Here is a 26,783-nt window from a genome sequence, read left to right as displayed (position 1 = left end):
TACAGAACCGCGGCTGCCGCAGGGGGTTTGACGTCCCCGCTAAGATGACCGCATGGCCAAAAACTCATCCTTCGTCCACCTGCACAACCACACCGAATTTTCCATGCTGGACGGCATGGCCAAGGTGGATATGTTGGCCGATGAGGTGGTGCGCCAGGACATGCCCGCCGTGGGCATGACGGATCACGGAAACATGTACGGCTCCAACGCCTTCTACCAAAAGATGACGAGCGCGGGGGTCAAGCCCATCATCGGCATCGAGGCCTACATGGCGCCGGAATCCCGCTTCAATAAGAAGCGCGTGCTGTGGGGAACCCCGGACCAGAAGCGTGACGACGTCTCCGCCTCCGGCGCGTACCTGCACCAGACCATGCTGGCGGAAAATGCGACCGGCCTGCACAACCTGTTCAAGCTGTCCTCCCTGGCTTCCTACGAGGGACAGCTGGGTAAGTGGCCGCGGATGGACGCCGAGCTCATCGCGGAGCATGCGGAGGGCATCATCGCCACCACCGGCTGCCCCTCGGGAGACGTCCAGACCCGTCTGCGCCTGGGGCAGTTTAATGAGGCCCTCGAGGCGGCTGCCATGTGGCAGGACATCTACGGCAAGGACAACTTCTTCCTGGAGTTGATGGACCACGGTCTGGATATTGAGAAGCGCACCCGCGACGGCCTGCTGGAGATCGGACGCAAGCTGGACCTGCCGCCGCTGGTGACCAATGACTGTCACTACGTGTTGGAATCCCAGGCGCCCTCCCACGAGGCCATGCTGTGTGTGCAGACCGGCAAGACCTTCATGGACCCGGATCGCTTCAAGTTTGGCGGTACCGGCTACTACATCAAGTCCGCCGCCCAGATGCGCGAGGTGTGGGACGAGATGGTTCCGGAGGCCTGCGACAACACGCTGTGGATTGCAGAACGCGTCCAGGACTACGGCGAGATTTGGGAGGAGCACACCCACGACCGCATGCCGATTGCGGATGTGCCGGAGGGCCACACGCCCACCTCGTGGCTCACCCACGAGGTCATGGAGGGCCTCAAGGATCGCTTCCCGGGTGGGGAGGTGCCGGAGGAGTACGTTGAGCGCGCCAAGTACGAAATTTCCGTTATTGAGATGAAGGGCTACCCGTCCTACTTCCTCATCGTGGCCGAGCTCATCAAGCATGCCCGCTCCATCGGCATCCGCGTCGGTCCGGGCCGTGGCTCGGCCGCCGGCGCCCTCGTGGCCTACGCGCTGACCATTACCAACATCGACCCGATTGAGCACGATCTCCTCTTCGAGCGATTCTTGAACCCGGAGCGCCCGTCCGCCCCGGATATCGATATCGACTTCGACGACCGCCGCCGCGGCGAGATGATCACCTACGCCGCGGACCGCTGGGGCGAGGACAAGGTGGCGCAGGTGATTACCTTCGGCACCGTGAAGACCAAGCAGGCCATTAAGGACTCCGCCAAGGTACACTTTGGCCAGCCCGGCTTCCAGATGGCGGACCGCATCAACGGCGCCCTGCCGCCGGCCATCATGGCGAAGGACATCCCGCTCGCCGGCATCACCGACCCGGATCACGCCCGCTACTCGGAGGCCGCCGAGGTCCGTCAGATGATTGAGACGGATCCGGACGTCAAGAAGATCTATGAGACCGCCCGCGGCCTGGAGGGCGTGGTCCGGCAGGCCGGCGTGCACGCCTGTGCGGTGATTATGGCCTCGGTGCGCCTCATGGACCACATCCCCATGTGGAAGCGCCCCGCCGACGGCGCCTACATCACCGGCTGGGATTACCCGGCGTGCGAGGCCATCGGCCTGCTGAAGATGGACTTTTTGGGCCTGCGTAACCTCACCGTGATTGGTGACTGCCTGGAAAACATCAAGAAGAACCGCGGCGAGGAAATCCAGCTGGAGGACCTCCACGCCGACGACCCCAATGCCTCCAAGGTCTACGACCTGCTCTCCCGCGGCGATACGCTGGGCATTTTCCAGCTGGACTCCGGCGGTATGCAGGAGCTGCTCAAGCGCATGAAGCCGACGGGCTTTAAGGATATTGTGGCGTCGCTGGCACTGTACCGCCCGGGCCCGATGGGTGTGAACGCCCACTGGGACTACGCGGACCGCAAGAACGGCCGCAAAGAAATCACTCCGATCCACCCGGAGTTGGAGGAGCCGCTCAAGGAGATCCTTGATGAGACCTACGGCCTCATCGTCTACCAGGAGCAGATCATGCGTATCTCGCAGAAGGTGGCCAACTACACCGCCGGCGAGGCAGATGGCTTCCGTAAGGCCATGGGTAAGAAGAAGCCGGAAGTCCTGGCGCAGCAGTACGACAAGTTCTGGGGCGGCATGAAGGACAATGGCTACTCCAAGGAGGCCATGGACGCACTGTGGGGCACCATCGAGCCCTTCGCGTCCTACGCGTTCAACAAGTCCCACGCCGCCGGATACGGTTTGGTGTCCTTCTGGACGGCCTACCTCAAGGCCTACTACGCCCCGGAGTATATGGCCGCGCTGCTAACTTCCGTGGGCGATAAGAAGGATAAGTCCGCCATCTACCTCGCCGACTGTCGTCACCTGGGCATCCGCGTGCTGTCCCCGGATGTCAATGAGTCTCAAGAAACGTTTCAGGCTGTGGGCGAGGATATTCGCTTCGGCATGGGCGCTATCCGCAACGTGGGTGGGGAAGTGGTCGATTCCATCGTGAAGACCCGTCGGGAGAAGGGCGCGTACACCTCCTTCTCCGACTACCTGGACAAGATCGAGCTGGCCGCCTGTTCCAAGCGCGTGACCGAATCCCTCATCAAGGCCGGCGCTTTCGACTCCCTGGGGCACCCGCGCAAGGGGCTCATGCTCATCCACGAGGACGCGGTGGACTCGGTGCAGACCACCAAGAAGGCAGCGGACAAAGGCCAGTTCGATCTCTTCGCTGGCTTCGGCGGCGGCGAGGAGGAGGGCGAGTCCGTCTCCGCGTTCGCCATCGACATCCCGGATGAGCAGTGGGATCGCAAGCACGAGCTGGCCCTGGAGCGTGAGATGCTGGGCCTCTACGTCTCCGGCCACCCGCTCGACGGCTTTGAGGAAGCCCTCAACGCGCAGATTGATACCCCCATCCCGAAGATCCTCAACGGCGAGGTGGGCAACGGCCAGGAGCTGGTCATTGGCGGCATCATCTCCGGCGTGGACAGGCGCTTCTCTAAGCGCGATGGCTCCCCGTGGGCCATCGTCAGCATGGAGGACCACAACGGCGCCCAGGTGGACATCCTGGTGTTCAACCAGGTCTATTCGCTGGTGTCGACGCAGATCGCGGAGGACAACATCATCCTGGCCAAGGTCCAGGTGAAGATCCGGGACGAGCGCATGTCCCTGTTCTGCTCGGATATCCGCGTCCCCGACCTGGGGCCTGGCAACGGTGCGGGCCTGCCGCTGCGGCTTACCATGCGCACGGACCAGTGCACGATGGACAACATTGCCCGGCTCAAGCAGGTGCTGGTCAACAACAAGGGTGAATCCGACGTGTACCTCACGCTGGTCGACGGCGAAGAGTCCACCATGATGGTCTTGGGTGATCACCTGCGCGTGGAGCGCTCGAGCAACCTCATGGGTGACCTTAAGGCCACGATGGGGGCGGGCATCCTCGGGTGAATTTAAGGTGCTGGGGAATCCCGTGGGACTGGTCCCTTACGCTATTCTAGACAGCATAGTCTAGAAGGAAGGAACCTGATTTCCCATGGTCAACAAGATTCGCACCACCCACGTGGGCTCATTGCCGCGCACGAAGGAGCTGCTGGAAGCCAACCTCGAGCGCTCCGCCGGCACCATCTCCGAGGAAAAGTTCCACGACATTTTGGAGCGCTCCGTGGCGGACGTGGTCAAGCGTCAGCTGGATCTCGGCCTCGACATCATTAACGAGGGCGAGTACGGCCACATCACCTCCGGCGCCGTGGACTACGGCGCGTGGTGGAACTACTCCTTTACCCGCCTGGGCGGGCTGACCATGACGGATAAGGACCGCTGGGAGATCGGTGACAAGATTCGCTCGGAGCCGGGCAAGATTCGCCTGTCTTCGATGAAGGACCGCCGCGACCGCGCCCTGTTCTCCGAGGCCTACAACGACCCGGATTCCGGCATCTTCACCGGCCGCAAGAAGGTGGCCAACCCGGAGTTCACCGGTCCGGTGACCTACATCGGCCAGGACCAGGTGGCAGCGGACGTGAAGCTGCTTGCCGACGCCCTCCCGGACCGCGCAGAAGGCTTCGTCGCCGCGCTGTCCCCGGGCGCCGCCGCGCGCCTTCCCAACAAGTACTACGACGATGAGTCCGAGCTCGTCCGTGCCTGCGGTGAGGCCCTCAAAGAGGAGTACAAGGCTATTACGGACGCAGGCCTGACCGTTCAGTTCGACGCTCCGGACCTGGCGGAGGCGTGGGACTCGGTGGTCCCGGAGCCGACGGTGAAGGATTTTCAGGCCTTCCTGCACGAGCGCATCGAGATCCTCAACGAGTCCATCAAGGACATCCCGCGCGAGCAGACCCGCCTGCACATCTGCTGGGGCTCCTGGCACGGCCCGCACGTCACCGACATTCCGTTCGCGGACATCATCGAGGAGATCCTGCAGGCCAAGGTTGGCGGCTTCTCCTTCGAGGGGGCTTCCCCGCGTCACGCACACGAGTGGCGCGTGTGGCAGGACCACACGCTTCCGGAGGGCACCGTCATCTACCCGGGCGTGGTCTCGCACTCCACCAACGCGGTGGAGCACCCGCGCCTGGTGGCTGACCGCATCATCCAGTTCGCGGAGCTGGTGGGCCCGGAGAACGTTATCGCCTCCACGGACTGCGGCCTCGGCGGCCGTCTGCACCACCAGATCGCGTGGGCCAAGCTCCAGTCCCTCGTCGAGGGTGCGGAAATCGCCACCACGGAACTGTTCTAGAAGGACCTGTTCTAGTCAGAAAAACAGCTGAAGGGCGCTGCGGACAATTCCGCAGCGCCCTTCAGCGTCGCTGCGCCAGGACTAGGCGCGGTACGACTACTTGCCGGCCTTCGCTGCCTCTTCCTGGTGCTTCTTGGAGTTATCCCAGTAGAAGCCCATCGAGCGCAGGGTGGCGGCCAGCTGGTTGCGGAACTGTGGGTTGAACTGGACTGCCAGGGCCATCACGTTGACGCTGACACCGAGCAGGGAGGCGATGCCGGCCATCCATGCGCCGATTTCCCTGGACGTCTCCGTCGGGCGGGCGGACTGAACCCATTCTGGCATCTCGTCCCATTCCTTCTGCAGCTTGGCTTCCTTCTCCGCATCAATGCAGTCCGGAACCGCCGGCATGCCGGAGGAGCCGTAGCCGTTAAGGACGCCCAAAGCCAGCTCCTCCGGGCCCATGAAGGACGAGCCCGCGGTGCCATCGGCAACAGCCTGCTCGTGTTCCTTGCGGGCCTGATCAACCTGTGCCTTGCACTCCGGGGAGAGCTCAGAGGTGTTGACGTGGCCCACGTTGAGCGAGCTTCCGCCGTTGCTGCCGTTGCTCGAGGAAGAGGACGACTCCTTCGTGGAAGAACCCTCACCGGAAGACTCCGGCTCGGACGAGTCAGTCTTCCCAGCCTCCTGGTCAGCTTCCTGGCCAGAATCCTGCGCGGCGTCAGCGGCGCTGTCCGCGGCGGCCTCTGCCGTGCTGTCCGCAGCGCCGTCGGCGGCCGCCGGGGCAGACTCAGCGGTTGCCGGGGCAGGCGTCGGGGTGGTGTCCGCGGCGCTGGCAACCGGGGTGACCAATGCCAGGCTGGTAGCACAGACCGTAACGAGGGACGTGGAAAGACGCATAGCGGAAATTCTCCTTGAAGGTACGACAGGTGTAGGGAGCTAGTCGAAGCTCATTTCAATGTAGCAGCCTGCCCGGCTGGGCGTGTGCTTACAGGAACTTCTCCAGCTGTGCACGCAGCTCCGCAGGCACGGCACCGAGGACGAAGTCACGGATAGCCGGGTTGGTCATGACACCGGCAGCCACGGCGACGCCCGCGATGATGCTGATGAGGGAACCCGTCAGGAAGCCACGGGAGGAGTAGGAGCTGGCGAGCTTTGCAGCGTCGTCGCCCTTGGCCTTGCCGTCGTTGCCGTCGTTGTTGCTGCTGTCGTCGTCATCCTCGTCGGAAGCCAGCAGGGCCTCGACAGTGTAGACGGTGGTGGTGCCGGAGACCTCGTTGCCCACGAGCAGGAGGTACTCGCCGTTGGGGGAGTCCTTCTTGTCCACGAATGCGAAGCCCTCCGGGCCGAGGTCACCGGCGTCGGCGAACTCGTCGGTGGAGAAGTCGCGGTTATTGACGTAGGTCTCGAACTTCGCGTTCTGCGGGTCGGTGACGTCGTAGACAAAGATTCCGCCGACGCGCTCCGCGCCGATGAAGGCGTAGGTGCGCTCGCCCACGGTGCCGATGGTCAGCGCCTCCGGCTCCGGACCCTTGTTGTCGGAGCGGTCATCGAATTCAGCGGAATCGTTGCTGGCGTTGTGGTGGAACACGCCTGCCTCGTTGAGCTCGGCGGTGATCTCCTCGAACTCGGAGCCGGAGTCGAAGACAACGTTGCCCTCAGAGTCGTAGATACTGAAGGAGCGGGAACCATAGGCATACAGCTCGTCGAAGCAGCCCTTCTCCTCGTTCCAGCCGGAGGCGTTGGTCAGCTTGAGGTTACCGGCCTGCTTCTTATCAGCCAGCTCCTCCAGGTTGGCATCACCCAGCGCGCCCTCGCACACCTTGCCGTCCTCAATGAGGTCCTTGAGCTCCACCTCATCGGTGTAGACGCCGGAGCCGCCGTCCTTTTCCTTCACACCCCACTCGCGGGCATCGCCCTCGTTTGCGGTGGCGAAGTAGATCTGGCCGCCCGCGGTGAAGGCGCCGATGGAATCCGGCATGGACAGGCCCTTCACCGGCACGGTGCGCAGCTCGGCCATGTCGTCCTTGTTGGACGGATCGATCGGTGTGGTGCTGTGGTCGGCGACGAAAGCCGGGACGATCTTCTCCACGGTGGCGGAGGCAATGTCGATGATGCCGATGGCGTTAGCCTCCTGCAGGGTGACGTAGGCCGTGCCGTCCTGGGAGGAGATGTACTCCGGCTCGAAGTCGACGGACGGCTTGGCGTCGTGGCCTTCCGGCCCAAACACGCGCACGCCGGCCGGCAGCTCCTGGCCGTCGAAGGCCGTGAAATCCGCGGTGCGGGCGGCGGACTCGGCGGGGGCCTCCACACCCTTCGGCAGCTCAATCACGGAAACGGAACCCTCCGGGTCCGTGACGTAGTCGGTGCCCTCGGCGTTGAGCTCGTTGGACGGCTCGCCTTCGTTGGCCAGCAGTGCGTGGCCGCCATCGGCGGTGATGTGCACGTTATCCGGCAGGGCACCGACAGTGATGCGGCCCAAGATGGAGGACTCAAGGTCCTCAGCAGCAGCGTCAAAGAACAGCGCCTCGCCGTTCTCCGTCTTGTCTGCCTGCTGGACGGCAGCCACGGCCAGGCCATCCGGGCGCACGGCGACGGAGTTGATCTCCTTGTCCTCCCCGGCGGAGATGGAGCCGATGAGGGTGGGCTTGGTCGGATCGGCGGCATCGAGGACGTCGATCTTGCCGGAGCGGGCGTTGACGGTGAGGATGCGCTGGGAGGCCGGGTGGAACGCGACGATCTCGGCGGCGGACTCCTCGTACACACCGGACTCGTAGGTGCCGATGGGGGAGAGCTTCACGGACGCGTCGGCAGCGGAGTGCTCGTGGACGTCACTGACAATCGCCGCGTGTGCGGCGGGGGCGGCCAGGCTCAGGCTGGTGGCGGTAGCCACGCACAGGGTAAGAGCGCGGCGGGGGAAAGAGCGAGACATGCTTTAGGCTCCTTGTGAGATACGTTCCGGGTGGAATCTGTGGAGTGAGAAAACGGACGGTGAGAGAGCTCCCCGCCGAAGGGGCGGAGAGCAGCACGAACCACACTACGGTGACGAGCACACGAAGCGTGGGCAAAGAAGTAACGCGCAGTGAAGATTTGGGTAAACATCGGGTTAACCGGTCGAGCACTAGGTAATGTGCGCTGCGGGCTGACCCACCGGCTAGAATGAGCCACCATGAGTAGCACCCTGGAAGCCTTCGAGCCCGTCCACGCCTCTGACATTCAGCTGGCTCAATCGCGCATTAGCTCGGAGATTGCCCCGACCCCGCTGCAATACTGCCCGCGCCTGTCCCAGGAGACCGGCTACGAGGTCTACCTCAAGCGGGAGGACCTGCAGGACGTGCGCTCCTACAAGATCCGAGGCGCCCTCTACGGCATGTCCAACCTTGGTGACGAGCAGCGCGCGCAGGGAATCGTCACGGCGTCGGCAGGAAACCACGCCCAGGGCGTGGCCTACGCGTGCCGGACCATGGGAATCCAGGGCAAAATCTTCGTCCCGGAGCCCACGCCCAAACAGAAGCGCGACCGCATCCTTATCCACGGCGGGGACTGGGTGGAACTCGTTGTCACCGGCGCCAATTTTGACGAGGCCGCCGCGGCCGCACACGCCGACGCCGCAGCGCGCGGCGCGTTCTTCATCGAGCCCTTCGACGCCCGCGATACCGTCACCGGCCAGGGCACCGTCGCCGCAGAAATCGTCTCCCAGCTGTCCTCTCTGGGCAAGGCCCTCGACACCGTCGTGGTGCCCGTCGGCGGCGGCGGGCTCATCTCCGGCATCACGTCCTACCTGGCGGACATGGCCCCGCGCACGGCGGTGGTGGGGATTGAGCCGGCCGGGGCGGCGTCGTTAAGCGCTGCGTTTACCGCCGGCGAGCCGGTGACGCTGGAGACCGTCGATCCCTTCGTTGATGGCGCCGCCGTCAAGCGCATCGGCGCGCTGCCTTACCACATCCTTGAGGCCAACCAGGGCCGCCTTCACTGGGACACGGTGTCCGAGGGCGCGGTGTGCACGGAGCAGCTGGCCCTGTATCAAAACGAGGGGATTATCGCGGAGCCGGCCGGCGCGCTCAGCGTCACCGGCCTGCGCACGCTTAGCCTGCAGCCGGGCTCGACCGTGGTATGCGTGATTTCCGGCGGCAACAACGACGTGCTGCGCTACGCCGAAATCATGGAGCGCTCCCTGGTGCACCGCGGCCTAAAGCACTACTTCCTGGTGAATTTCCCCCAGGAGCCGGGACAGCTGCGCCACTTCCTGCAGGACATTCTGGGCCCGGACGATGACATCACGCTGTTCGAATATCTCAAGCGCAACAACCGGGAGACAGGCGCGGCACTGGTGGGCATTGAGCTGGGCACCGCCGGGGACATCGCGGGCCTGCTCGCGCGCATGGAGGAATCAAAGATTCACTGCCAGCAGCTGCAGCCCGGCACGCCCGAGTACGACTTCCTGGTCGCGTAATGCTGGAGAGTTATCAGCGCCCAGTAGCCGGCGAGCTCTACGAGCACGAGATTGAGATCAAGCGCTCCCGCTTCATTACCCTCATCGGGCGCGCGACGAATGAGGAAGAAGCACGCGCGCTTATCGACGCCGCCCGGGAGCGCTTCCCCGACGCGCGCCATCACTGTTCGGCGTACATCTATCACGTTGATGCGGCGAATCCGGTGGAGCGCTCCTCCGATGATGGCGAGCCCTCCGGCACCGCCGGTAAACCGATGCTTGATGTGCTCAAAGGCTCCGGGCTGCTGGATATCTGCGCGGTGGTGGTGCGCTACTTCGGCGGTATCAAATTGGGCGCGGGCGGGCTCGTTCACGCTTATGGCGGCGCCGTGAGCGAGACGATGGAGCAGGTTGAGCCCGTCACGCGTGCCTTGCGCGAGCTCTACACCGTGGAGGTCTCCCACGCGGAGGCCGGCCGGCTCGAAGCGGAGCTGCGCAACCGCGGCGTCGACATGGTGGAGACCGCTTATGGCCAGGCCGTGACTTTTACCGTCTCAGTAGAACCCGGAGGCGAGGAGGAACTCACCGCCACGCTGGCCGCGCTCACCCAGGGCAAGGTCGCCCCACAGGAAGCCGGGACTGCCTGGGTAGAACTCACGCGCTAGCCCTCAGCGAGTCTTCCGCACTCGGCACTGAGGCCTTGCCGGAGTGCTTTCCGGTTTGCTTGTAGGATTGACGGCATGACTATGCAGCGACGCCCCAATAATCCAATTGAGCAGCGCAAGCAGGCGGTGCGCACCCACGCCCGTAACGGCGCCATTGCCGTGGTGGGCGGCATCGGTGGTGGCATTCTGTTGGGCTGGGCACTGACTGGTTTCTGGACCTGGATGGCCATTGGCCTCGTCGTCGCCGTGGTCGGCGGCGTCTACAACTGGGTAAAGATCCAGAAGATCGTCAACGAGAACCACAACCTTTAAAAAGCCCCATGGTCAACCAGCCTGACGGGCGCCCAGTACGCATCGATGCCTGGGTATGGTCCGTGCGCATGTTCAAGACCCGCTCGGAGGCCGCCACCGCAGTGCGCGCCGGGCACGTTAAGCTCAACGGCAGCGCTACCAAGCCTGCCCAGCAGGTGGTCCCCGGCGACCGTGTCCGCGTCTGGCGCAACCACCACGAACATGACCTTGAGGTGCTCGCTACCGTATCTAAGCGCGTGGGTGCCCCTATTGCGCGCACGTGCTATATCGACCACGCCCCGCCGCCACTGCCGAAGGAGTTCCTCCCCTCCGTCCCCGTCCGCGCCCGGGGCACCGGCCGCCCCACGAAGAAGGAACGCCGGCAGATGGATAAGTTCCGCGGCGGTTTCCGTTAGGGATCGCCGGCCCCTGCACCGTGTCATGCGGGGATTTAGCGGTTATTGATGCAGGAGAGGAGGGCCTTTAACTCAGCGGCGTTGGCGTCTCTTTCGCTCTGAGTGTCCGGGGTTCCGTTCAGGATTTCCTGAACGCGGGTGGAGGCGTCGGATAGGGGAGCAGCGCAGGCATGCGCTAGGGAGAGCGAGATGTCCTGGGACACGGTTTCCTCATCAGCGAGATTGTGCGGAGCGATGAGGGAACGCTGGCGCATGAGCTGCAGAGCGATGGGAAAGTCGCTGCGGAGCTGTTCTGGGACGTCACGAAAGGACGAATCGGTGACGAGTACCTTGTCCGGCAGTACATCACTGTAGGGTGAGCTCTCCATATAGTGGGTGAGCGATTCCTGCGCGGCTGCAAAATAAGCCTGGTTGGTGGGGAGCCCGCATACCGTGGGAGCGGTCGCCGTGCACTTCAAGTCTGCGATGCTGGCTGAATCCAGGCGCTCGTGTTCGCCTATGAGATCGATGTTGAAGGCAGCGATGATGGTCGCAACGAAGACCATGACGGCTGCCAGCGCGGCAAAAAATTTGTAGCGGATGCACCCGCCGACTAGCGCCGCTGTACAGGACACCGTGCAGAAGCGTGCCGTAAGCGCGAGCATAAGAGGAATGCTGTCGCGCACGTCGGCCAGGATGGTGGCGCTGTCCAGGCCATCGTGTAGGCCGCCATATAGTGCCAGCGGTACCGTTGCAGCGAGGTAGACGGTCATTCCTACAAGAGATAGAAACGCTCCGCCCACAGCGCCTAACGCTATCGGTACTGCCTTGCCGCGTGGGCTAAAGTAGTCCCATTGTGCGCTTCCACTTCTCCACCGCCACTGGCCGATGATGACACCAACGCCTGCCAACCACGCCATCATAAACGGGGTGGCGGAGGCTGCCGTATCGAGGAGCATGTACACACTCCCGCCCCAATCGCCCACGGAGGTCCATGCAAATGTTGCCAGGAACAATCCGGTGATGAGGCTCAATAGGACTAGTCCCTGGATGCGGAGAACACCTCTTGGCCAGTACGCGGCGGGCGGCGTGGCGGAGTCAGGTAAAAGGTGGGTGGTCCGAGTTGGCATTGAGCTCCAATCGATAGTGTGAGAAGTGCCGCACAGCGAGGTGTGTCGGAGTGGCGGGAAATTAGCGCAAGAGAAAACTCGGCATCCCTAGCGCGGCGGCACCTGCAGCGATGAACCAACTGCCGTCGAAGGCGCCCTCTTGTGTGAACAAAAGTCCAGGTGATTTGAGCGGCAGCCAGAGGGTTTCCGTCGTGGGAAGAGGATAGGACGGTGAAAAGAACAAGAATATGCAACCCATCAGCAGAGGGACCGTCCAGAGGTACAGGCTTGGCAGTATACGTGAAACTATGCAGGCGCATCCGAGGAGGAAGACGCAGTCGCGCGCACAGGCCGGCCCGGCATATGGGGCGATGTTGAAGCCGAAGCACATTACGCTGATGGCTGCTATGACCGCGGCAAAGACTAGGAGGAGTATGGACCGCCGTGCTATGAGGGAGCGGGCACGCGTGCGTTCCATTGACGATTCGCTCTTCATTGCGATGGTGAGGCATGTGCTCGCGGCGATGGCGATGAACAGATGTCCATCCTCAATAGTAGCCCCAGGGCGGCTGATAACTGTCAATACTGCCTTGGCAATCAGTGCCGTGCACACTGCTGCGGTAACTGCGATGGGTAGGCTCTGGAAACGTGCCCACAGCAGCCATCCATAGTGCGGGACGAGCTTGTTGGGGGATGCTCCTGTCGTCATTGTGCCACCATTATTCCGCTTATTTAGCCGCGTGCGCCGTATAGGCGGACGCGATGGCTTCGGCGGAGTTGTCACCCGGTGTGAGCTCGGAGAGTGAACCGGTGAAGGTCACAGATCCGTAGGAAAGAATGGTCACATCTGTGGCTACACTCGCTACATCGTCGACAATATGCGTGGTGAGCAGTACCGGAGTTGTCGCTGCGATCGAAGAAATGGCAGTGCACAGTTCTTGTCGCTGAATAATGTCGAGCCCCACGGAAGGCTCATCGAGTACGAGGAGACGCGGGCTACCTAGCAGGGCAGCGGAAATACCTACTCGCCGCCGGGTACCTCCGGAAAGGTTACGGATCTTCTCGGTGGAGTAGTTCTCAAGATGCGTCAACGCGAGGGCTTTCTTGACCTCGGCGCCGGCGGTGTCACGCGAAATCTTGTTGAGCCACGCCATATAGGAGAGGAACTCAGCTACCGTAAAAGAGCTTGTAGGAAGATTGTCCTGTGGGAGATAGCCCACGTGGAACTTCCGATGCCGCGGGTCAGCAATCCCGTCAAGCTCAATCGTGCCTCCAGCCGTGGGGACCAACCCGACAATGGCTTTGAGAATGGAGGACTTGCCCGCTCCGTTGGGACCTAGGAGGGCGTGGACACCGTCAGTGACATCAAAACTGGCATCGCTTACTACCTTCTTTTTCTTGTAGGAAACGGAAACGTGATTTAGTGACAGCACAGGCTACCTCAAACGTTAATGACAATTAGAGCGTGAAATTTTGATGCGCGTGCAACGTGTACGAACTGTGGCGGGGTTAGCGAACTTCGAACGTTACCCCTCTGTGGTGCTCGATGCCGCACGTTGCGACTGCCTGGCGGCCGGCTTGGGTCCACGCGGAAGTCTGATCAGGCCAGTTATTACAGTCGAGGCGAATGCGGAAGTCTCCACTCCCTTGGCTGCAGCTTCCGATAACGCTCTTTCCGTTTACCTCATAGTGGCAATCAGAAGGGGCAGCTTGTGCGGCACTGGGCCCGAACATTGCCACCGAAGACAGTATGAGCGGAGACGTCAATAAAACAGCTAGTCTCTTCTTCATTGATGGATCCCGTCTGAAGGTGGGTAGCAAGGGGGAGACCCTTCTATATGTATAAGGCCCTTCTACTATAACTCATAATGGTAAAGGATCTCATTAATGTGCCGGGTTATTCTTCGGAAAAGCGACGTAGCGCCTTGAGGCGTGCGTTCAAGCGGCGCTTGCGGTCTTTGCGGTCACCCGCCTCAGACGTGGCGTCGATGTGCCGGGGGCCGAACTTGTTGAGCAACAAGTCGTCGATAAGCCTGACCTGGCCGGGACGGAAGCGGTAGCGCATCGCGTCGTGCACGTGGGCGATGTCATCATTATCCAGGAGTTGTTTGAGCTGGCTCAAGCGGGTAATGCCGTTGCTTTCTAGCAGCTCAGAAAGGAAGCGGTAGTGCTCCGAGCGCGAGCGTGGGAAGCGGTTTCCCAGAATGATGGCCAGTACGCCCGGCAGAGTCTCCGCAGTGAGCTCAATATCCTCGTCGGTCTCCGCGCGGGGCGCTTTGAGTGCCGCGATCTCATCGAACTGCTGATCCGCTAGCTCAATGAGACCCGCGGCCAGTGTGAAAAGGCGATCCACCTGCGGGGAGGGCGGATTGGGGCCTTGCTTGTAGCGAATATCGTGCTCAAACTCCGCCCAGGCGTGCTGGAGGACGGTGCGGATTTGTACCTCGAAGGTCCAGCCGACGTACGGCGCCAGCTCTTCCAACGCCGCGGCGCTGTCTTCCGTGACCGTGAGGACCAGATGGTGGGAACCGTAGCCGAATCCGCCCGAAATGCGGGTTTCCGCCGCCTTGTCCACCGAGCGTACGACCGTGAAGGTTTCACCCAGTACGGCAATGGTTTCCGGGATGACCGTGGAGTGGAAGACGTTGATGCGCACGCCGAGGACATCATGAATGTCCTCCCAGGGGGCGGGGTACATGAGCTCGCCGCTGGCGGTGCGCTTCTTTGCCTTGGCCTTGAGCGAAGGCCACTGCTTCACGCGGGTGGCCACGCGGTCGAAAATAATGCCGGCGTCGTTGAGTAGGTCCTCGATTCCGTCGCGGAAGTCTTGCGCCGCCGTCGGGTGCGTGCGAACCCAGGAGTGGTATTGATTGCTCAGGCGTGACATGGGGGACTCAGCCATGGGCGCGAACACGACTCCTTTCGGCAGCGGAAATGACAGTGCCAGTGACAGTGGCAGTAGCAGTGACGGCGGCCGAGGAGGAGCGAAGAGGGCTATACCTCCACGGGAAAGCCGTTAGCCAATACTAGCGGTTGCAGGCTCAGTGTGGGCCGATGCCGTGGGCGCAGTTCGTTCGCACGGCACGCGAGTTCCGTGGCCTGCTGCACGGACACATCGACCAAGGCATAGAGCGTGTGTGCATCTGGGACCAGATAAGTAATCTGCTGGCCGTGTGTAATTCGGAGTAGGTGGTTGTCCAGCAGCGTAAAGGTCTGCGGGTGCGCTAACCACGACGATGCCAGGCTGCGGTGGGCGCGGACCTCGAGACAACCCGGTGCGTTCTGGAGGCTGTGATCGGCGGGGCGAGTAAAGAAGCGCAGCCCCTGGTCCGTAAGCGCCCGGCGTTGCAGGTTAATCGCCGCGGCATCCCAGGCGCGGCGCACTGTGAGTCCCATGTCATCGAGGCTGCGGCGGCTAATTCTTGTGACAGTGGAGCCGCTGCTACGGAGCATGGCCATGGACAATGTGCGTGATAGCTGGATGCTAGCGGGTGAGTCAGAAAACCCATCGTCGCAGAGCTTTACCCCGTTCAGCTCCTCGCTGGGGCACAGCGAAGGGAGGAGGTTCTCCGTCTGGAGCGGTGAGGTGGACAGTGGGGCGGATACGGCAACGGTCATGGCAGGACTCCAAAAGAGTGGAACTAAAAGAGATTCGTACCCTTATTGGACTGCGCAGCTGGCCTTGCGGTTCCCGCCCCCTGGAAAAGTTTCCTTGGCGGCTTGAACGCTAGGTTTAGAAGGGCGGAGCCTCGTCGAGCTGGAGTTCTGCGAGCAGCTTCTCCGACGGCCAGATATCAATGTCCTGGCCTTTGCCTTGCAGCTCTTCGGCGCGCTTTTCCTTGGAGGTCTTAGTCGCCCACTGGCCCACGACGAGGATGGTGGTCTTCTTCGTCACGTTCTTGCCCACCTGGCCGCCGCGTTCTGCGATCTTGGACCACAGCAGCCCCTTGTCAAAGGGCTCGAAATCACCGGTCAAGGTGACGTGTTGGCCATACAGCGCGCCTTCCGGATCGGCATCGGGGTTGGGATCCGGGATGGTGTCAGGTGTGGAGACTGATTGCCACGGGGCTGGTCCCCGGCGGTCGTTGCCACCTGACTTCGTACCGCCGGTGGAGCCGCCCTTGCTGGAGCCCGGTCCGGCAGATGTGGTTGAGCCAGACGCGGACGCGCCCGCCATGCGGGTCTTGTCCCGAAAATCCGTTCCGGCACCGAGGTCGGCGGCGGACAGTGGGGCGGTGTTGGCTCGCAGCACGGGGATGACGGACTCTTCGCTCAGCGTGCCGAGGGCGAACTCGCGGGAGGCAAAGAGCTCTTCTACGGAACCGGAATAGGACAATCGGCGGGCCAGGCCGGTGACAATTTCGCCGGCCGCACGGGCGTCGGCCGTGGCGTCGTGGTGTTGGAAATCGTCTGCGCCAACGTAGGCGGCGACGGTGGGGAGCTTGTGGTTGGCCACATCGATAACCCCGGCCCGGGAGGCATCGCGCGCGAGCGCCAGCGAACAGGCCAGACGCACGTCCGGGACAGGGGCCCCGGCCGTGCGCAGACCGGAGCGCAGCGCGGTGGAATCGAATTGCGCGTTGTGGGCCACGAGCACGTCGCTTCCCAAGAACTCGAAAAGCTCCGCGGCGGCATCGGCAAACGGCGAGGCATCGGCCACATCGTCAGCGGTGATGCCGTGAATCTTCACGTTGATCTCGTCGAAGTGCTCTAGGCCCGGCGGGGGAGTGCACAGCCACGTGCGGGCCTGAGTCTCCTCGCCGTCGCGGAAGCGCACCGCACCGATCTGGCAGACAGAACCCCAGTTGTCGTTGGCAGTCTCCACGTCGACGGCGGTGAAGTCGAGCCCAGAGACACCGGCGCGTGCTGCAGGCGCCTCACCGCGCAGGGCCGCTGCGATGGCATCGGCACAGCCCTTTGCATCCTGCCCCGGGGCAAAGCGAAGCGTGACCTCCTGCTCCCCATGCACCACTACCTGACCAAAGCCAGTTGCCGTCGGCGCCGTGTAGTCCACCTCGCGCGCGCCGGCGAGGGGAATATCCTCGTGGGCGGCAGCGCCCAAGGAGGCCGCAAGGAGGGAGCGGCGGAGAAGCAGGGAATCGGCGGTGACGTCGACGACGACACCGTGGGCAGTGTAGGACACGGAATCCTTTCTAGAGGGAGGGGTGGGCGGCTAGTCAGGACACTAGCCGTGGGCGCTAGTTTTCAGCCGAGTCTTCGAAGACAGGCGGCTCGGTCTGGCGCAGAATCAGCGTCGAGCGCGGCTGAACCACGATCGTACCTTCGGCGTCAATGAGTTTCTCTTCCTCCGGGTAGCCGCCGGAATCGGCCGTATCGACGATAAGGCGCCAGCTCGCTCCGAGGTCCTTCGTGGGGAGGGTGAACTCGATGTCCTCATGGTGGGCGTTGAAGATCATGATGAAGGAATCGTCGGTGATGCGCTCACCGCGGGCGGTGGTCTCCGTAATGGCATTGCCGTTGAGGTAGACCATGAGGGCCTTGCCGAACTCGAAATCCCAGTCCTCCGGGGTCATGAGTTTGCCCGAGGGAACCAGCCACGCGATGTCACGCTCCTTGACATCGGAGCCGAACGGGCCGCCGGCCAGGAAGCGCTCACGGCGGAAAACCGGGTGGTTGCGGCGGATGTTGATGAGGCGCTTGGTGAAGCCGTGCATGGCGGCGCTCTTCTCTTCCTCCAGCAACGACCAATCGATCCAGGAGAGCTCATTGTCCTGGCAGTAGACGTTGTTGTTGCCGTTTTGGGTGCGGCCCATCTCGTCGCCGTGGCAGATCATCGGCGTGCCCTGGGACAGCAGCAGGGTGGTGAGGAAGTTGCGGATCTGGCGGCGGCGGAGCTTCTTGATCTCTTCGTCGTCGGTCGGGCCCTCCACGCCGTGGTTCCACGAGCGGTTGTGGGATTCGCCATCGCGGTTGTCCTCGCCGTTGGCCTCGTTGTGTTTGTCGTTGTAGGACACCAAATCCCGTAGCGTGAAACCATCATGCGCCGTAATGAAGTTGATGGACGCGGTGGGGCGGCGGCCATTGTTGGCGTAGAGATCGGATGAGCCGGTCAGGCGGGAGGCGAACTCGCCCATCTTTGCCGGCTCCCCGCGCCAGAAGTCGCGCACGGTGTCGCGGTACTTGCCGTTCCATTCGCTCCAGATCGGTGGGAAGTTGCCCACTTGGTAGCCGTTGTGGCCCACGTCCCAGGGTTCCGCGATGAGCTTGACCTTGGACACCACCGGATCCTGCTGGACCAAGTCGAAGAAGGTGGCCAGCTTATCCACGTCGTCAAGCTCGCGCGCCAGGGTAGAGGCCAGATCGAAGCGGAAGCCATCGACGCGCATCTCAGTCACCCAGTAGCGCAGCGAATCCATGATGAGCTGCAGCGAGTGGGGGTGGCGAACGTTGAGGGAGTTGCCTGTGCCGGTGTAGTCCATGTAGTGCTCGGGGTTGTCATCCACCAAGCGGTAGTAGGCGTGATTATCAATGCCACGGAAGGCGATGGTGGGGCCCATGTGGTTGCCTTCGGCGGTGTGGTTGTAGACCACGTCGAGGATGATCTCAATGCCGGCTTCGTGGAAAGCGCGCACCATGGCCTTGAACTCCGCCACCGCCTCACCCGGTTTCTTGGCGTAGGCATAGTCGGAGTTGGGGGCGAAGAAACCGAAGGTGTTGTAGCCCCAGTAGTTGCGCAGGCCCAGCTGGCGCAAGCGGTCATCTTGGAGGAACTGGTGGACCGGCAGCAGCTCCACGGCGGTAACCCCGAGGTCCTTGAAGTAGTTAATGATGGCCGGATGCGCCATGCCGGCGTAGGTGCCGCGCAGCTCCTCCGGGACATCGGGGTGGGTCATCGTCATGCCCTTGACGTGGGCTTCGTAGATGATGGTTTCATTGACCGGGGTGTGCGGGCGGTTGTCGCCGTGCCACTCGAAGAAGGGGTTGATGACCACAGAGAGCATGGTGTGGCCCAGCGAGTCATCCTCATTGCGCCCGGTGCCGGGCTCATCGGCGAAGATATCGTAGGAGTACAGGGAAGCATCGCCGTCAAAGTCGCCGTCGAAGGCACGCGCGTACGGGTCCACGAGTAGCTTGGACGGATCGCAGCGCAGGCCTTTTTCGGGCTCGTACGGGCCGTGGACGCGGTAGCCGTAGCGCTGGCCCGGGGTGACGTTTGGCAGGTAGGCGTGCCACACGTGGGCGGTGACCTCGGTGAGCTCGACGCGCTCCTCGGTGCCGTCTTGGTCAATGAGGCAGAGCTCGACCTTGTCGGCCGCCTCGGAAAAAATTGCAAAGTTCGTGCCGGCACCATCGAAGGTGGAGCCAAGTGGGGAGGCGGAACCAGGCCACACCTGGCGAGAATAGGATACGTTCGCGCGGGTCTCAGTCATGAGGCTTAGCTTAGCCAAATCTAGTCAGCCGCATCGGCCTACAGGGTGCGCAACCCCGCCACCACGAGTTCCGCAGCGCGCCGCGCGGCAGCGTCGACCTCCGACGCGGCGGTGGAGGGCGCGGCGTCTGCCTGCGCTGCAGTGCTGAGCTGCGCGCGCGACTGCTCCATGAAGGCGGCGCCCAAAACGTAATGAATGAGAGTACGGGCGGCCACGCCGATGCTGTCCGGCGTGGCATCAGGCACAGATCGGCGCAGGGCCGCGGTAAACAGGTCCTCGAGTTCCGCGCGGGTGGTTGCTTCCGGGTAGGCGGAACCGGCGATGGCCACCTCGGCCCCATCGCGCCAGCGCGCCAGCTCCGTGTGGAGGGAACTGGCCAACTGAGCGGGGGTGTCTCCGGCGACGGGCGAAAGAATCTGCGCGGCCATAGCGGCGATGAGGGCCTGCTTGTTGGCCACGTGCCAATACAACGCGCCGGGGGCGACGCCGAGGGTGGTGGCGACGCGGCGCATGGTCACATCGGCCAGCCCGTAGGCCGTCAACAAGTCGAGCGCCGTGGAAACTATAGTGTCGCGGGAAAGGTGCACAATGTTGTACTGTACGCGGCCTACCGCAGCTGGGGTTCACAGGAATCTTCAAGGTCCCCGCTATGCATTCCTCAACCAGTGCTTGTTAAAGTAGGTCGAAGTGCCCAAGAGTATTCGCTGCCTTCGCACGACTGAAACCGGTGAGAGTTTCACAGGCGTTGCGGGGAAATGGCGGCGTAATTTCGCGCTCTCTGACATGAATTTTAGGAGTTATCCCTTGTCTTTTCTGACACCTGCCAAGAAGTCCCTCGTTGCTGTTGCGCTGGTCGCGCCTCTGGCTCTGACCGCCTGCAACTCTGACGGTGAGGACACGGTTTCTGATGCTTCCTCCGCCGTGAAGACCATGACGACTACGAAGGCTAGCGAAGGGACTTCCGCCCCGTCCAAATCCGAGGACAAGAAGGACGAAGACAAGGACAAGTCCGAGGAGAACAAGGACGGCGAGGACAAGGAGCCGCAGCAGGAGGGCGAGCAGCCCCAGGCTGAGGGCGCAGCCCCGGAGAGCGTGACCAACCCGTTCGAGAACGGCGGTGACCCGTTCAAGGACATGCCGAAGGCGGAGCCGGTCCAGGGTGAGGCCGCAAGCCAGGAAGACGTCGACGGCATCAACAACCTCGTCCGCGGTCTGTATGACACGACCACGATGCGCCAGTTCATCAAGTACCTCCCGGATCACGCCTGCGCCGAGGTCCGCAACAACCCGGAGAGCGGCCTGAACAACATTGACTACAACCAGGTTCCGGATATCCCGATCAACCAGCTGCGTGACATGGTTGCCGCTTCCGGCCAGGGTGACGCCGGGATGGAGGACTTCAACTGGGATCAGACCGGCGTGGAGTCCATCAATGACGTGGTGGTCAACGGTGATGACGCTTCCGCTACCGTGAACGTCAACACCAACAAGGGCGTTGACAGCTCCACCATGCGCTTCAAGCGCGAGAACGGAAACTGGACCTTCTGCGGCTAGTACCTCCGGTTTCTCTTTGTGTCTCATCTGAGATTGCCCCGCATACCCCGCGCCATCGGCTTTGGCGCGGGGTTGCTCGCGTTAGCGCTGCTCCTGTTTTCGGCCGCCGGTGCGCTGTGGGGCCTGTGGCGCCCAGCCATTACCGGGCGCCGGGTGGACGGCGGCTACGCCGTGGACACCGTGGCCAACGTGCAGTTCGATTCCTTCATTACCTTTGCCGTGTGCACGGGCGTGCTGGGCATGGTGCTAGGGGCGGTGGCCTACCTGCGAGGTGTTGCCTACCGCGGCGTGGGGGTACTCCTCTGGGTGGGCGTGGCCTGCGTGGCAGGGGCTGCGGCGTTCTACGTTTTTGGCGGGGTCACCGCCACCAGCCCGCCGGAGCACCCGGGGGACGTCGTGGAGTTTGTGCCCAAGTTTGCTCCCCGCATTGCGTGGCTGGTGGCGCCGTTTATGGCTATGTTCAGCTACTGGGCCGCAGTGTTCGTGGACGTCCCGGAGTTTTCGTCAATGAAAAGCTGGACGGGGGCGAATAAATAAGGAAATATAGGGATTAAATCTCTCGTATCGTTCCGAGAGGAGACCCCTGATATGGACCTCGTCCTCGCCCTCGGCGAAAACCCCGATTACCCCTTGTGGCTGCGCGCCAGCCACCTCATCAACTTCATCCTCATGGGCCTGCTGCTGCGCTCCGGTTGGGAAATGCTCAGCTCCATGCCGCGCCTGTGGTGGAGCAACGATTGTGCGCCCGGCAAGGAATGGCTCAAGTTCACCAAGCGTGAGCTGCCGAAAGAAGAGGGTGTGTACACCTCGCTCATGGATGAGCTGTCCGCCTCGCCACTGCTGACGCTCCCGGGCCGCGAAAACATCGGCCTGGGCCGCCACTGGCACGGCGTTTCCGTGATGCTGTGGGTCCTCAACGGCTTGGTCTACGTCACGCTGCTCTTCGCCACGGGCCTGTGGCAGCGCATTGTGCCGACGTCCTGGGACATCATCCCGGAGGCGTGGGACAGCCTGCTGACCTACCTCAGCTTCCGGACCCCGGCGCTGGAGCACTTCGACCCCTATGACTCGCTGCAGCAGCTGGCGTACTTCGGCGTGATCTTCTTCCTCGCGCCGTTCATGATGCTCACCGGTGTGGCGATGGCTCCTGCCGTGCGTGTTCGCTTCCCGTGGTACGTCAAGCTGTGGGGCGGTCACCAGGGAGCGCGGTCCCTGCACTTTATCGGCATGGTGTTCATGTGCGTGTTCATCATCATCCACGTCTTCTTGGTGTTCTTCGTGCACCGCGAGCACAACATGGTGCACATGGTCTTTGGTGATGTCACCCCGGAGCGCTACGCCCAGGCCTTTACCACGATGGTGATCACCATCGGCGTCGTCATTGCCTTCTGGATTGGCCTGTCCTACTGGTCCCTGGCGGACCGTGTGCGTGCGCAGCGGCTTACCACGGCTATCACGGAGGTTGGACGCAAGCTCTTCCTCAACTGGATGCACCCGGTGAAGCAGTCCAAAAACGCCTACACGGACAAGGACATTTCTCAGTTCCACTGGACCAACGGCCTGCCGCCGACCCCGGAGGAATCCCCGGAGTGGACCGCGTTCCATGACAAGAACTTCGAGGGCTACGAAATCACTGTGGCGGATGAGGTGACGGGTGCCTCCCGCGTGGTCACCCTGGAGGATCTCAAGGCACTGCCGCAGCGTTCTTACGTGGCCACCCATACCTGCATGCAGGGTTGGTCGGCCACGTCGCGGTGGGAGGGGCCGGCGCTTGTCGACGTCCTTGGGCTCCTCGGCCCGCGCCCCGAAGGTGCGAACTACGTGATGATCGAGTCCTATGGCTTGGCCCAGAAGATGTACGATAACCGCCCGCGTGAGCCGTTCTACGCGTGCTTCGACGTGGCTACTGCCTCGGAGGAGCAATCCATCCTGGCGATTAACCGCAACGGTAAGCCACTCGAGGTGCACCTCGGCGCGCCGGTGCGCGCGCGTGTGGAGTCCAACCACGGCTACAAGGCGGTGAAGTGGGTGTCCAAGATCGCGTGGATTCATGACTACGCCGACTACGGCGACGGCCGCGGAGGAACCCGTGAGGATTCTGCCCTGCAGACCTTCAACGGGCGCATCTAATAGGCAGCTGCTAGACCGTAGGGGAAGCCGAGTACACTAACCGCCATGTCGATTGTTTCTAGCTACTTTCAGGTCAGCGGCGTCAAGGATGACGATGACGTGCGCAAGGCACTGCAGTCCCTGTATGACATCTTCGCTTCCCACGGTCTGGGCCAGGCCACGTTTGAAATCACCGATGCGGAACACGCGCAACTGGTGGTCAAGCACAAGGCGGACGTCGAGCCCTCGGTGGACGTGATGAATGAGGCACTGGCGAAGGCCGGTGACTATCGTATCGTGGCCTAAGGCTTAGGCTCAGGCCTGAGCTGGAGGGAGGGAGCTCAGGGCCACGCGACGGGGGAGGAGCCGACGGCATCGTGGGAGATGTCGTCGATGCCGTGGAGGATGTGCTTGAGGCCGCGCCCGAGGGCGGAGACCAGTTGGGCGTCCGAAAGTCCGGCGCCCGTCATTACCACGTAGTCCACGCGGACTTGGAGCCCGTCCACGTTGGAGTGGCAGTACGCCGAGGCCGAGCTATTGGCGCGGTTCCAGTCGTTACAGATGAGAAAGATCTTGGAGAAGTCGCTGCCCTCCAGGTTGGGGTCCCAGTGGCCCTTGATGATGAGGCTGGGCCCAGAATCGAGGGCGAAGGCGAACAGGACGTCGTTGATCCAGGCGAAGATGGCGTCCTCGGACTCTGCCTGAAAGCGGCTGATTCCCAGGGAGGGGAGCATCTCCTTGAGGCGGGAAATGCTGACCTCGCGCACCGGATCCTCGGCCTCCTCGGCCTTTGCGGTGCTGCCGGATGCCGTGTCTTCCGGTTCGTCGAGGCTGCCGGGCAACGGGGCGGGGCGCTGGTGGCGCAGCCCAGGGAAGTGCGCGGCGAGCTCCTCTAGGTACGCCTCCGCGTTGTAGAGCGCCGGCAGGGTTGCCGCGGCAAGCTGCGCGGTATCCGGCTCGTTATGCACCACGAAGAAGGAATGGCCCCACACCTTCACCGCGGTGGGGTGGTCGTAATCGAGCACGAGCTGGGGCGAGAGGCAATCGTGGTTCCAGTCGTTGACAAACTCACTGAGCTCCGGAATTTCCCCGAAACCCAGGGCGCGGTAGTGCGTGGTGCACAGCCGCAGAATGGAGTCACCTTCGCTGTCTATCCGGATGCGCGTTTCCCCGAGCGGCGGGTGGGGAAGGACCAGTTCCTGATCGGTAACCCGGAGGCAGTCGAAGTCCTCACGGAGGGCTAGCTGCTCCACGCGGTGGAGCAGAGCGGGATGCTGCGGGGTGTGCTGGCCGTCGGCGTCGTTATACATCTCGCCGCCTCTCTACACCGTCCGATGGTGCGTGAATGTATCAGTAATTGCCCATTCTATAGCCTGTACCGTGGGCTTCGCTGGCTTTTTGGCGCGGATATGGTAATGATTGTTATAGGATATCGCGCATAATATACACAGTGTGAAGAAATAGTGTGGAAGACTCGAACCGAAGGGGCCTACAGCATGCTACAGACCATTGACCTGCGGGGGCAGACCCTCAGCACGTCCCGCTTGCGGCGCGTGCTGCCGCGCGGCGGCACCGACGTCGCCTCCGTGATGGGGACCGTGACCCCGCTGGTTGAGGAAGTGCGCACCGGCGGGGTGGCGGCGGCGCTGGACTACGGACAGCGCTTTGACGGAGTGCGCCCTGCAGCGGTGCGCGTGAGCTCTAAGGAAATGGAAAAAGCCGCCGCAGAGCTCGATCCCACGGTGCGCACGGCCATTGAGGAATCCATTGCTCGGGTGCGCGCGGTGCATGCGGATCAAAAGCCGGCCGCGCACACCACCTCGCTGGCCCCGGGCGCCACGGTGACCGAGGTCTTTCGCCCCATTGAGCGCGTAGGCCTCTACGTGCCCGGCGGCAAGGCGGTCTACCCATCCTCGGTCATCATGAACGCCGTACCCGCCCAGGAGGCGGGCGCGGAAGCGATGGTGGTGGCGTCGCCCCCGCAGAAGGAATTCGGGGGACTGCCGCACCCGACGGTCTTGGCCACCTGTCACATCCTAGGCGTCGATGAAGTGTGGGCCGTCGGTGGGGCGCAGGCCATTGCGCTGCTGGCCTACGGCGACGATACGCCGGCCACCGGGGAGGAGGCACTGGACCCGGTAGACATGATCACCGGGCCGGGAAACGTCTTCGTGGCTGCCGCCAAGCGCGCAGTGCGCGGCGCAGTGGGCACGGACGCCGAGGCCGGGCCGACGGAGATTGCCGTCATTGCGGACGACTCCGCGGACCCCGTATTCGTGGCCTTGGACCTGATTTCCCAGGCGGAGCACGATCCAATGGCGGCCTCGGTGCTCATCACGGCCTCGCCGCAGTTGGCGCAGGCGGTCGACGCCGAAGTGGAGCAGCGCTACACCGCCACCGCCAACGCTGAACGGGCCGCGGAGGCGCTGCGCGGGGAGCAATCGGGCATCGTGCTTGTCGACGATATCGATGCCGCCATCGCCGTGGCGGACGCCTACGCCGCCGAGCACCTCGAGGTGCACACCGTCGATGCCCGCGCGGTGGCCGAGCGCATCCGCCATGCTGGGGCCATCTTCGTCGGTGACTACTCGCCGGTCCCGCTCGGGGACTACACAGCCGGCTCGAACCACGTGCTGCCGACCTCTGGGACCGCGCGGTTTAGCGCGGGGCTATCCACCCACACGTTCCTGCGCCCAGTCAACATCATTGAGTACGACCGCGCCGCGCTGGGGGAGGTGGCGGACCACGTCATTGCGTTCGCCAAGGCTGAGGCGCTGCCCGCGCACGGCGAGGCCATCGCGGCCCGCTTCACCGGCGCTCGTTCAACCAAGGAGGCATAGTCCGTGACTGACCTGAATCAACTGCCGCTGCGGGAGGAGCTGCGCGGGCGCAGCGCCTACGGCGCGCCCCAGCTCACCGTGACCAACCAGCTCAACACCAACGAAAATCCCTACCCGCCGACGGAGGCGCTGGTGGCGGACCTCGTCAAGGCTGTGGAGAAGCACGCGTGTGAGCTTAACCGCTACCCGGAGCGCGACGCCGTGGCACTGCGCACCGCCCTTGCCAGCTACGTGACGGACCAGACCGGAGTGCCGGTCACCGCGGACAACGTGTGGGCAGCCAACGGCTCAAACGAGGTGCTCCAGCAGCTGCTCCAGGCCTTCGGCGGCCCGGGGCGCACGGCGCTGGGGTTTACGCCGAGCTATTCCATGCACCCCATTCTCAGCGCCGGAACGCAGACCGAATTCCTCTCCTGCCCGCGCGATGCGGACTTCCGCATCGATGAAGGCGCCGCGCTGGCTGCCGTGGCAGAGCACCGCCCGGACGTCATTTTCATCACCACGCCGAACAACCCCACAGGGGACGTTACCCCGCTGGAGCTGGTGGAAAAGATAGTTCAAGCCGCGCCGGGCATCGTCATCGTGGACGAGGCCTACATGGAATTTTCCGCCTCCCCGTCCGCCACCACGCTGCTGGAGAAGTACCCCACACAGCTGGTGGTATCCCGCACGATGTCGAAGGCCTTCGACTTCGCCGGCGCGCGCCTGGGCTACTTCGTGGCGGACCCGGCGTTCGTAGAGGCCGTCATGCTGGTGCGCCTGCCGTATCACCTCTCGGTGCTCACCCAAGCCGCCGCCATCGTGGCGCTCGAGCACAAGGAGGATACCCTGCGCACCGTGGCGAAGCTCTCCGTCGAGCGGGACCGCGTGGTGGAACGCCTGCGTGAGCTGGGGTATTACGTGGTGCCTAGCGAGTCGAACTTCGTGTGCTTTGGCCGCTTTGCTGACCCGCACGTGGTGTGGCAGCAGTTCCTGGACCGCGACGTTTTGATCCGAGACAACGGGGTGCCGGGCCTGTTGCGCGCCACGGTTGGGCTGCCGGAAGAAAACGATGCCTTCCTTTCTGCGGCGCAGGCGCTAGCGGATACAGTAGACATGGTGCACTAGC

General features: G+C 63.1%; 23 protein-coding genes. 12 read left to right on the top strand and 11 right to left on the bottom strand.

Going from position 1 to position 26,783, the window contains the following annotated elements:
* Positions 1-52: 52 nt before the first annotated feature.
* Positions 53-3,628 (top strand): DNA polymerase III subunit alpha, encoded by a 3,576-nt coding sequence (gene dnaE / locus ACLI1P_RS08655; RefSeq protein ID WP_411708577.1) that lies wholly within the window; start codon positions 53-55, stop codon positions 3,626-3,628.
* 85 nt (positions 3,629-3,713) lie between these two features.
* On the top strand, positions 3,714-4,910 hold the full coding sequence (locus tag ACLI1P_RS08650; RefSeq protein WP_411708576.1) for a cobalamin-independent methionine synthase II family protein: 1,197 nt from the start codon (positions 3,714-3,716) through the stop codon (positions 4,908-4,910).
* Positions 4,911-5,006: 96 nt separating this feature from the next.
* Here the strand turns inward: ACLI1P_RS08650 and ACLI1P_RS08645 are convergent, their stop codons facing one another.
* Positions 5,007-5,789: a hypothetical protein gene (locus ACLI1P_RS08645; RefSeq protein WP_411708575.1), complete on the bottom strand. Its 783-nt coding sequence runs from the start codon at positions 5,787-5,789 to the stop codon at positions 5,007-5,009.
* An 88-nt stretch (positions 5,790-5,877) separates the two neighbouring features.
* On the bottom strand, positions 5,878-7,821 hold the full coding sequence (locus ACLI1P_RS08640; RefSeq protein ID WP_411708574.1) for a choice-of-anchor I family protein: 1,944 nt from the start codon (positions 7,819-7,821) through the stop codon (positions 5,878-5,880).
* A gap of 237 nt (positions 7,822-8,058) precedes the next feature.
* Between ACLI1P_RS08640 and ilvA the strand changes: the two genes are divergently transcribed.
* The 4 genes from ilvA (at position 8,059) to ACLI1P_RS08620 (ending at position 10,693) form a co-directional block, all read left to right on the top strand.
* A complete protein-coding gene (ilvA, locus tag ACLI1P_RS08635; RefSeq protein WP_408930701.1) occupies positions 8,059-9,342 on the top strand; it encodes a threonine ammonia-lyase IlvA in 1,284 nt (427 codons plus the stop codon).
* On the top strand, positions 9,342-9,986 hold the full coding sequence (locus ACLI1P_RS08630) for a YigZ family protein (RefSeq protein WP_411708573.1): 645 nt from the start codon (positions 9,342-9,344) through the stop codon (positions 9,984-9,986). The genes ilvA and ACLI1P_RS08630 overlap by 1 nt, the downstream gene beginning before the upstream one ends.
* Positions 9,987-10,061: 75 nt before the next feature.
* Complete coding sequence (locus tag ACLI1P_RS08625; protein ID WP_296131276.1) at positions 10,062-10,298, top strand: hypothetical protein; 237 nt, start codon at positions 10,062-10,064, stop codon at positions 10,296-10,298.
* An 8-nt stretch (positions 10,299-10,306) separates the two neighbouring features.
* A complete protein-coding gene (locus tag ACLI1P_RS08620) occupies positions 10,307-10,693 on the top strand; it encodes an RNA-binding S4 domain-containing protein (protein ID WP_411708572.1) in 387 nt (128 codons plus the stop codon).
* Between the two features lie 35 nt (positions 10,694-10,728).
* Here the strand turns inward: ACLI1P_RS08620 and ACLI1P_RS08615 are convergent, their stop codons facing one another.
* From ACLI1P_RS08615 to ACLI1P_RS08580, 8 genes are all read right to left on the bottom strand, one after another.
* The gene (locus tag ACLI1P_RS08615; protein ID WP_411708571.1) at positions 10,729-11,706 is read right to left on the bottom strand and encodes a hypothetical protein; all 978 of its coding nucleotides are present in this window, start codon (positions 11,704-11,706) and stop codon (positions 10,729-10,731) included.
* A gap of 157 nt (positions 11,707-11,863) precedes the next feature.
* Positions 11,864-12,490 carry a hypothetical protein gene (locus ACLI1P_RS08610; protein WP_411708570.1) on the bottom strand — a complete coding sequence of 209 codons (627 nt, stop codon included), beginning with the start codon at positions 12,488-12,490 and terminating at the stop codon, positions 11,864-11,866.
* 19 nt (positions 12,491-12,509) lie between these two features.
* Positions 12,510-13,214: an ATP-binding cassette domain-containing protein gene (locus ACLI1P_RS08605; protein WP_411708569.1), complete on the bottom strand. Its 705-nt coding sequence runs from the start codon at positions 13,212-13,214 to the stop codon at positions 12,510-12,512.
* A gap of 464 nt (positions 13,215-13,678) precedes the next feature.
* A complete protein-coding gene (locus tag ACLI1P_RS08600) occupies positions 13,679-14,683 on the bottom strand; it encodes a GTP pyrophosphokinase family protein (protein ID WP_411708568.1) in 1,005 nt (334 codons plus the stop codon).
* 92 nt (positions 14,684-14,775) lie between these two features.
* The gene (locus tag ACLI1P_RS08595) at positions 14,776-15,234 is read right to left on the bottom strand and encodes a hypothetical protein (RefSeq protein ID WP_411708567.1); all 459 of its coding nucleotides are present in this window, start codon (positions 15,232-15,234) and stop codon (positions 14,776-14,778) included.
* A gap of 280 nt (positions 15,235-15,514) precedes the next feature.
* Entirely contained in the window at positions 15,515-16,924 is a 1,410-nt protein-coding gene (locus ACLI1P_RS08590; protein ID WP_411708566.1) for an exonuclease domain-containing protein, read from the bottom strand.
* Positions 16,925-16,979: 55 nt separating this feature from the next.
* Positions 16,980-19,172 carry a glycogen debranching protein GlgX gene (gene glgX / locus ACLI1P_RS08585; RefSeq protein WP_411708565.1) on the bottom strand — a complete coding sequence of 731 codons (2,193 nt, stop codon included), beginning with the start codon at positions 19,170-19,172 and terminating at the stop codon, positions 16,980-16,982.
* Between the two features lie 38 nt (positions 19,173-19,210).
* Positions 19,211-19,759: a TetR family transcriptional regulator gene (locus ACLI1P_RS08580; RefSeq protein ID WP_411708564.1), complete on the bottom strand. Its 549-nt coding sequence runs from the start codon at positions 19,757-19,759 to the stop codon at positions 19,211-19,213.
* 217 nt (positions 19,760-19,976) lie between these two features.
* Here ACLI1P_RS08580 and ACLI1P_RS08575 point away from each other — a divergent pair, with 217 nt between their 5' ends.
* Genes ACLI1P_RS08575 through ACLI1P_RS08560 form a run of 4 tightly spaced genes read left to right on the top strand, consistent with a single transcriptional unit; the run spans position 19,977 to position 23,141 of the window.
* The gene (locus ACLI1P_RS08575; protein WP_408931201.1) at positions 19,977-20,726 is read left to right on the top strand and encodes a hypothetical protein; all 750 of its coding nucleotides are present in this window, start codon (positions 19,977-19,979) and stop codon (positions 20,724-20,726) included.
* Between the two features lie 33 nt (positions 20,727-20,759).
* Complete coding sequence (locus ACLI1P_RS08570) at positions 20,760-21,263, top strand: hypothetical protein (RefSeq protein ID WP_411708563.1); 504 nt, start codon at positions 20,760-20,762, stop codon at positions 21,261-21,263.
* A 51-nt stretch (positions 21,264-21,314) separates the two neighbouring features.
* Positions 21,315-22,856 (top strand): molybdopterin-dependent oxidoreductase, encoded by a 1,542-nt coding sequence (locus ACLI1P_RS08565; protein ID WP_408931203.1) that lies wholly within the window; start codon positions 21,315-21,317, stop codon positions 22,854-22,856.
* A 45-nt stretch (positions 22,857-22,901) separates the two neighbouring features.
* Positions 22,902-23,141: a hypothetical protein gene (locus ACLI1P_RS08560; RefSeq protein ID WP_408931204.1), complete on the top strand. Its 240-nt coding sequence runs from the start codon at positions 22,902-22,904 to the stop codon at positions 23,139-23,141.
* Between the two features lie 35 nt (positions 23,142-23,176).
* Here ACLI1P_RS08560 and ACLI1P_RS08555 read toward each other — a convergent pair whose 3' ends face one another.
* Positions 23,177-24,145, bottom strand: a complete 969-nt coding sequence (locus ACLI1P_RS08555) for a YbjN domain-containing protein (protein ID WP_411708562.1) — start codon at positions 24,143-24,145, stop codon at positions 23,177-23,179.
* Positions 24,146-24,331: 186 nt separating this feature from the next.
* Between ACLI1P_RS08555 and hisD the strand changes: the two genes are divergently transcribed.
* Positions 24,332-25,675 carry a histidinol dehydrogenase gene (gene hisD, locus ACLI1P_RS08550; RefSeq protein ID WP_411708561.1) on the top strand — a complete coding sequence of 448 codons (1,344 nt, stop codon included), beginning with the start codon at positions 24,332-24,334 and terminating at the stop codon, positions 25,673-25,675.
* 3 nt (positions 25,676-25,678) lie between these two features.
* Positions 25,679-26,782, top strand: coding sequence for a histidinol-phosphate transaminase (locus ACLI1P_RS08545; RefSeq protein WP_411708560.1), 1,104 nt, complete (start codon positions 25,679-25,681; stop codon positions 26,780-26,782).
* The last annotated feature ends 1 nt before the right edge of the window (position 26,783 follow it).

This window comes from Corynebacterium tardum, assembly GCF_046717785.1.
In the GTDB taxonomy this organism is placed as follows: domain Bacteria; phylum Actinomycetota; class Actinomycetes; order Mycobacteriales; family Mycobacteriaceae; genus Corynebacterium.
The sequence above is the reverse complement of the archived record's forward strand: the minus strand, read 5'-3'. Positions and strand labels throughout refer to the sequence as shown.

Bases quoted from the DNA above. Each gene is read 5' to 3' on its own strand.
- ilvA (WP_408930701.1), top strand. From the start codon at position 8,059: ATGAGTAGCACCCTGGAAGCCTTCGAGCCCGTCCACGCCTCTGACATT.
- ACLI1P_RS08645 (WP_411708575.1), bottom strand. From the start codon at position 5,789: ATGCGTCTTTCCACGTCCCTCGTTACGGTCTGTGCTACCAGCCTGGCA.
- ACLI1P_RS08630 (WP_411708573.1), top strand. From the start codon at position 9,342: ATGCTGGAGAGTTATCAGCGCCCAGTAGCCGGCGAGCTCTACGAGCAC.
- glgX (WP_411708565.1), bottom strand. From the start codon at position 19,172: ATGACTGAGACCCGCGCGAACGTATCCTATTCTCGCCAGGTGTGGCCT.
- ACLI1P_RS08565 (WP_408931203.1), top strand. From the start codon at position 21,315: ATGGACCTCGTCCTCGCCCTCGGCGAAAACCCCGATTACCCCTTGTGG.
- ACLI1P_RS08650 (WP_411708576.1), top strand. From the start codon at position 3,714: ATGGTCAACAAGATTCGCACCACCCACGTGGGCTCATTGCCGCGCACG.
- ACLI1P_RS08610 (WP_411708570.1), bottom strand. From the start codon at position 12,490: ATGACGACAGGAGCATCCCCCAACAAGCTCGTCCCGCACTATGGATGG.
- ACLI1P_RS08600 (WP_411708568.1), bottom strand. From the start codon at position 14,683: ATGGCTGAGTCCCCCATGTCACGCCTGAGCAATCAATACCACTCCTGG.
- ACLI1P_RS08595 (WP_411708567.1), bottom strand. From the start codon at position 15,234: ATGCTCCGTAGCAGCGGCTCCACTGTCACAAGAATTAGCCGCCGCAGC.
- ACLI1P_RS08620 (WP_411708572.1), top strand. From the start codon at position 10,307: ATGGTCAACCAGCCTGACGGGCGCCCAGTACGCATCGATGCCTGGGTA.
- ACLI1P_RS08555 (WP_411708562.1), bottom strand. From the start codon at position 24,145: ATGTATAACGACGCCGACGGCCAGCACACCCCGCAGCATCCCGCTCTG.
- ACLI1P_RS08560 (WP_408931204.1), top strand. From the start codon at position 22,902: ATGTCGATTGTTTCTAGCTACTTTCAGGTCAGCGGCGTCAAGGATGAC.
- dnaE (WP_411708577.1), top strand. From the start codon at position 53: ATGGCCAAAAACTCATCCTTCGTCCACCTGCACAACCACACCGAATTT.
- ACLI1P_RS08625 (WP_296131276.1), top strand. From the start codon at position 10,062: ATGACTATGCAGCGACGCCCCAATAATCCAATTGAGCAGCGCAAGCAG.
- hisD (WP_411708561.1), top strand. From the start codon at position 24,332: ATGCTACAGACCATTGACCTGCGGGGGCAGACCCTCAGCACGTCCCGC.
- ACLI1P_RS08640 (WP_411708574.1), bottom strand. From the start codon at position 7,821: ATGTCTCGCTCTTTCCCCCGCCGCGCTCTTACCCTGTGCGTGGCTACC.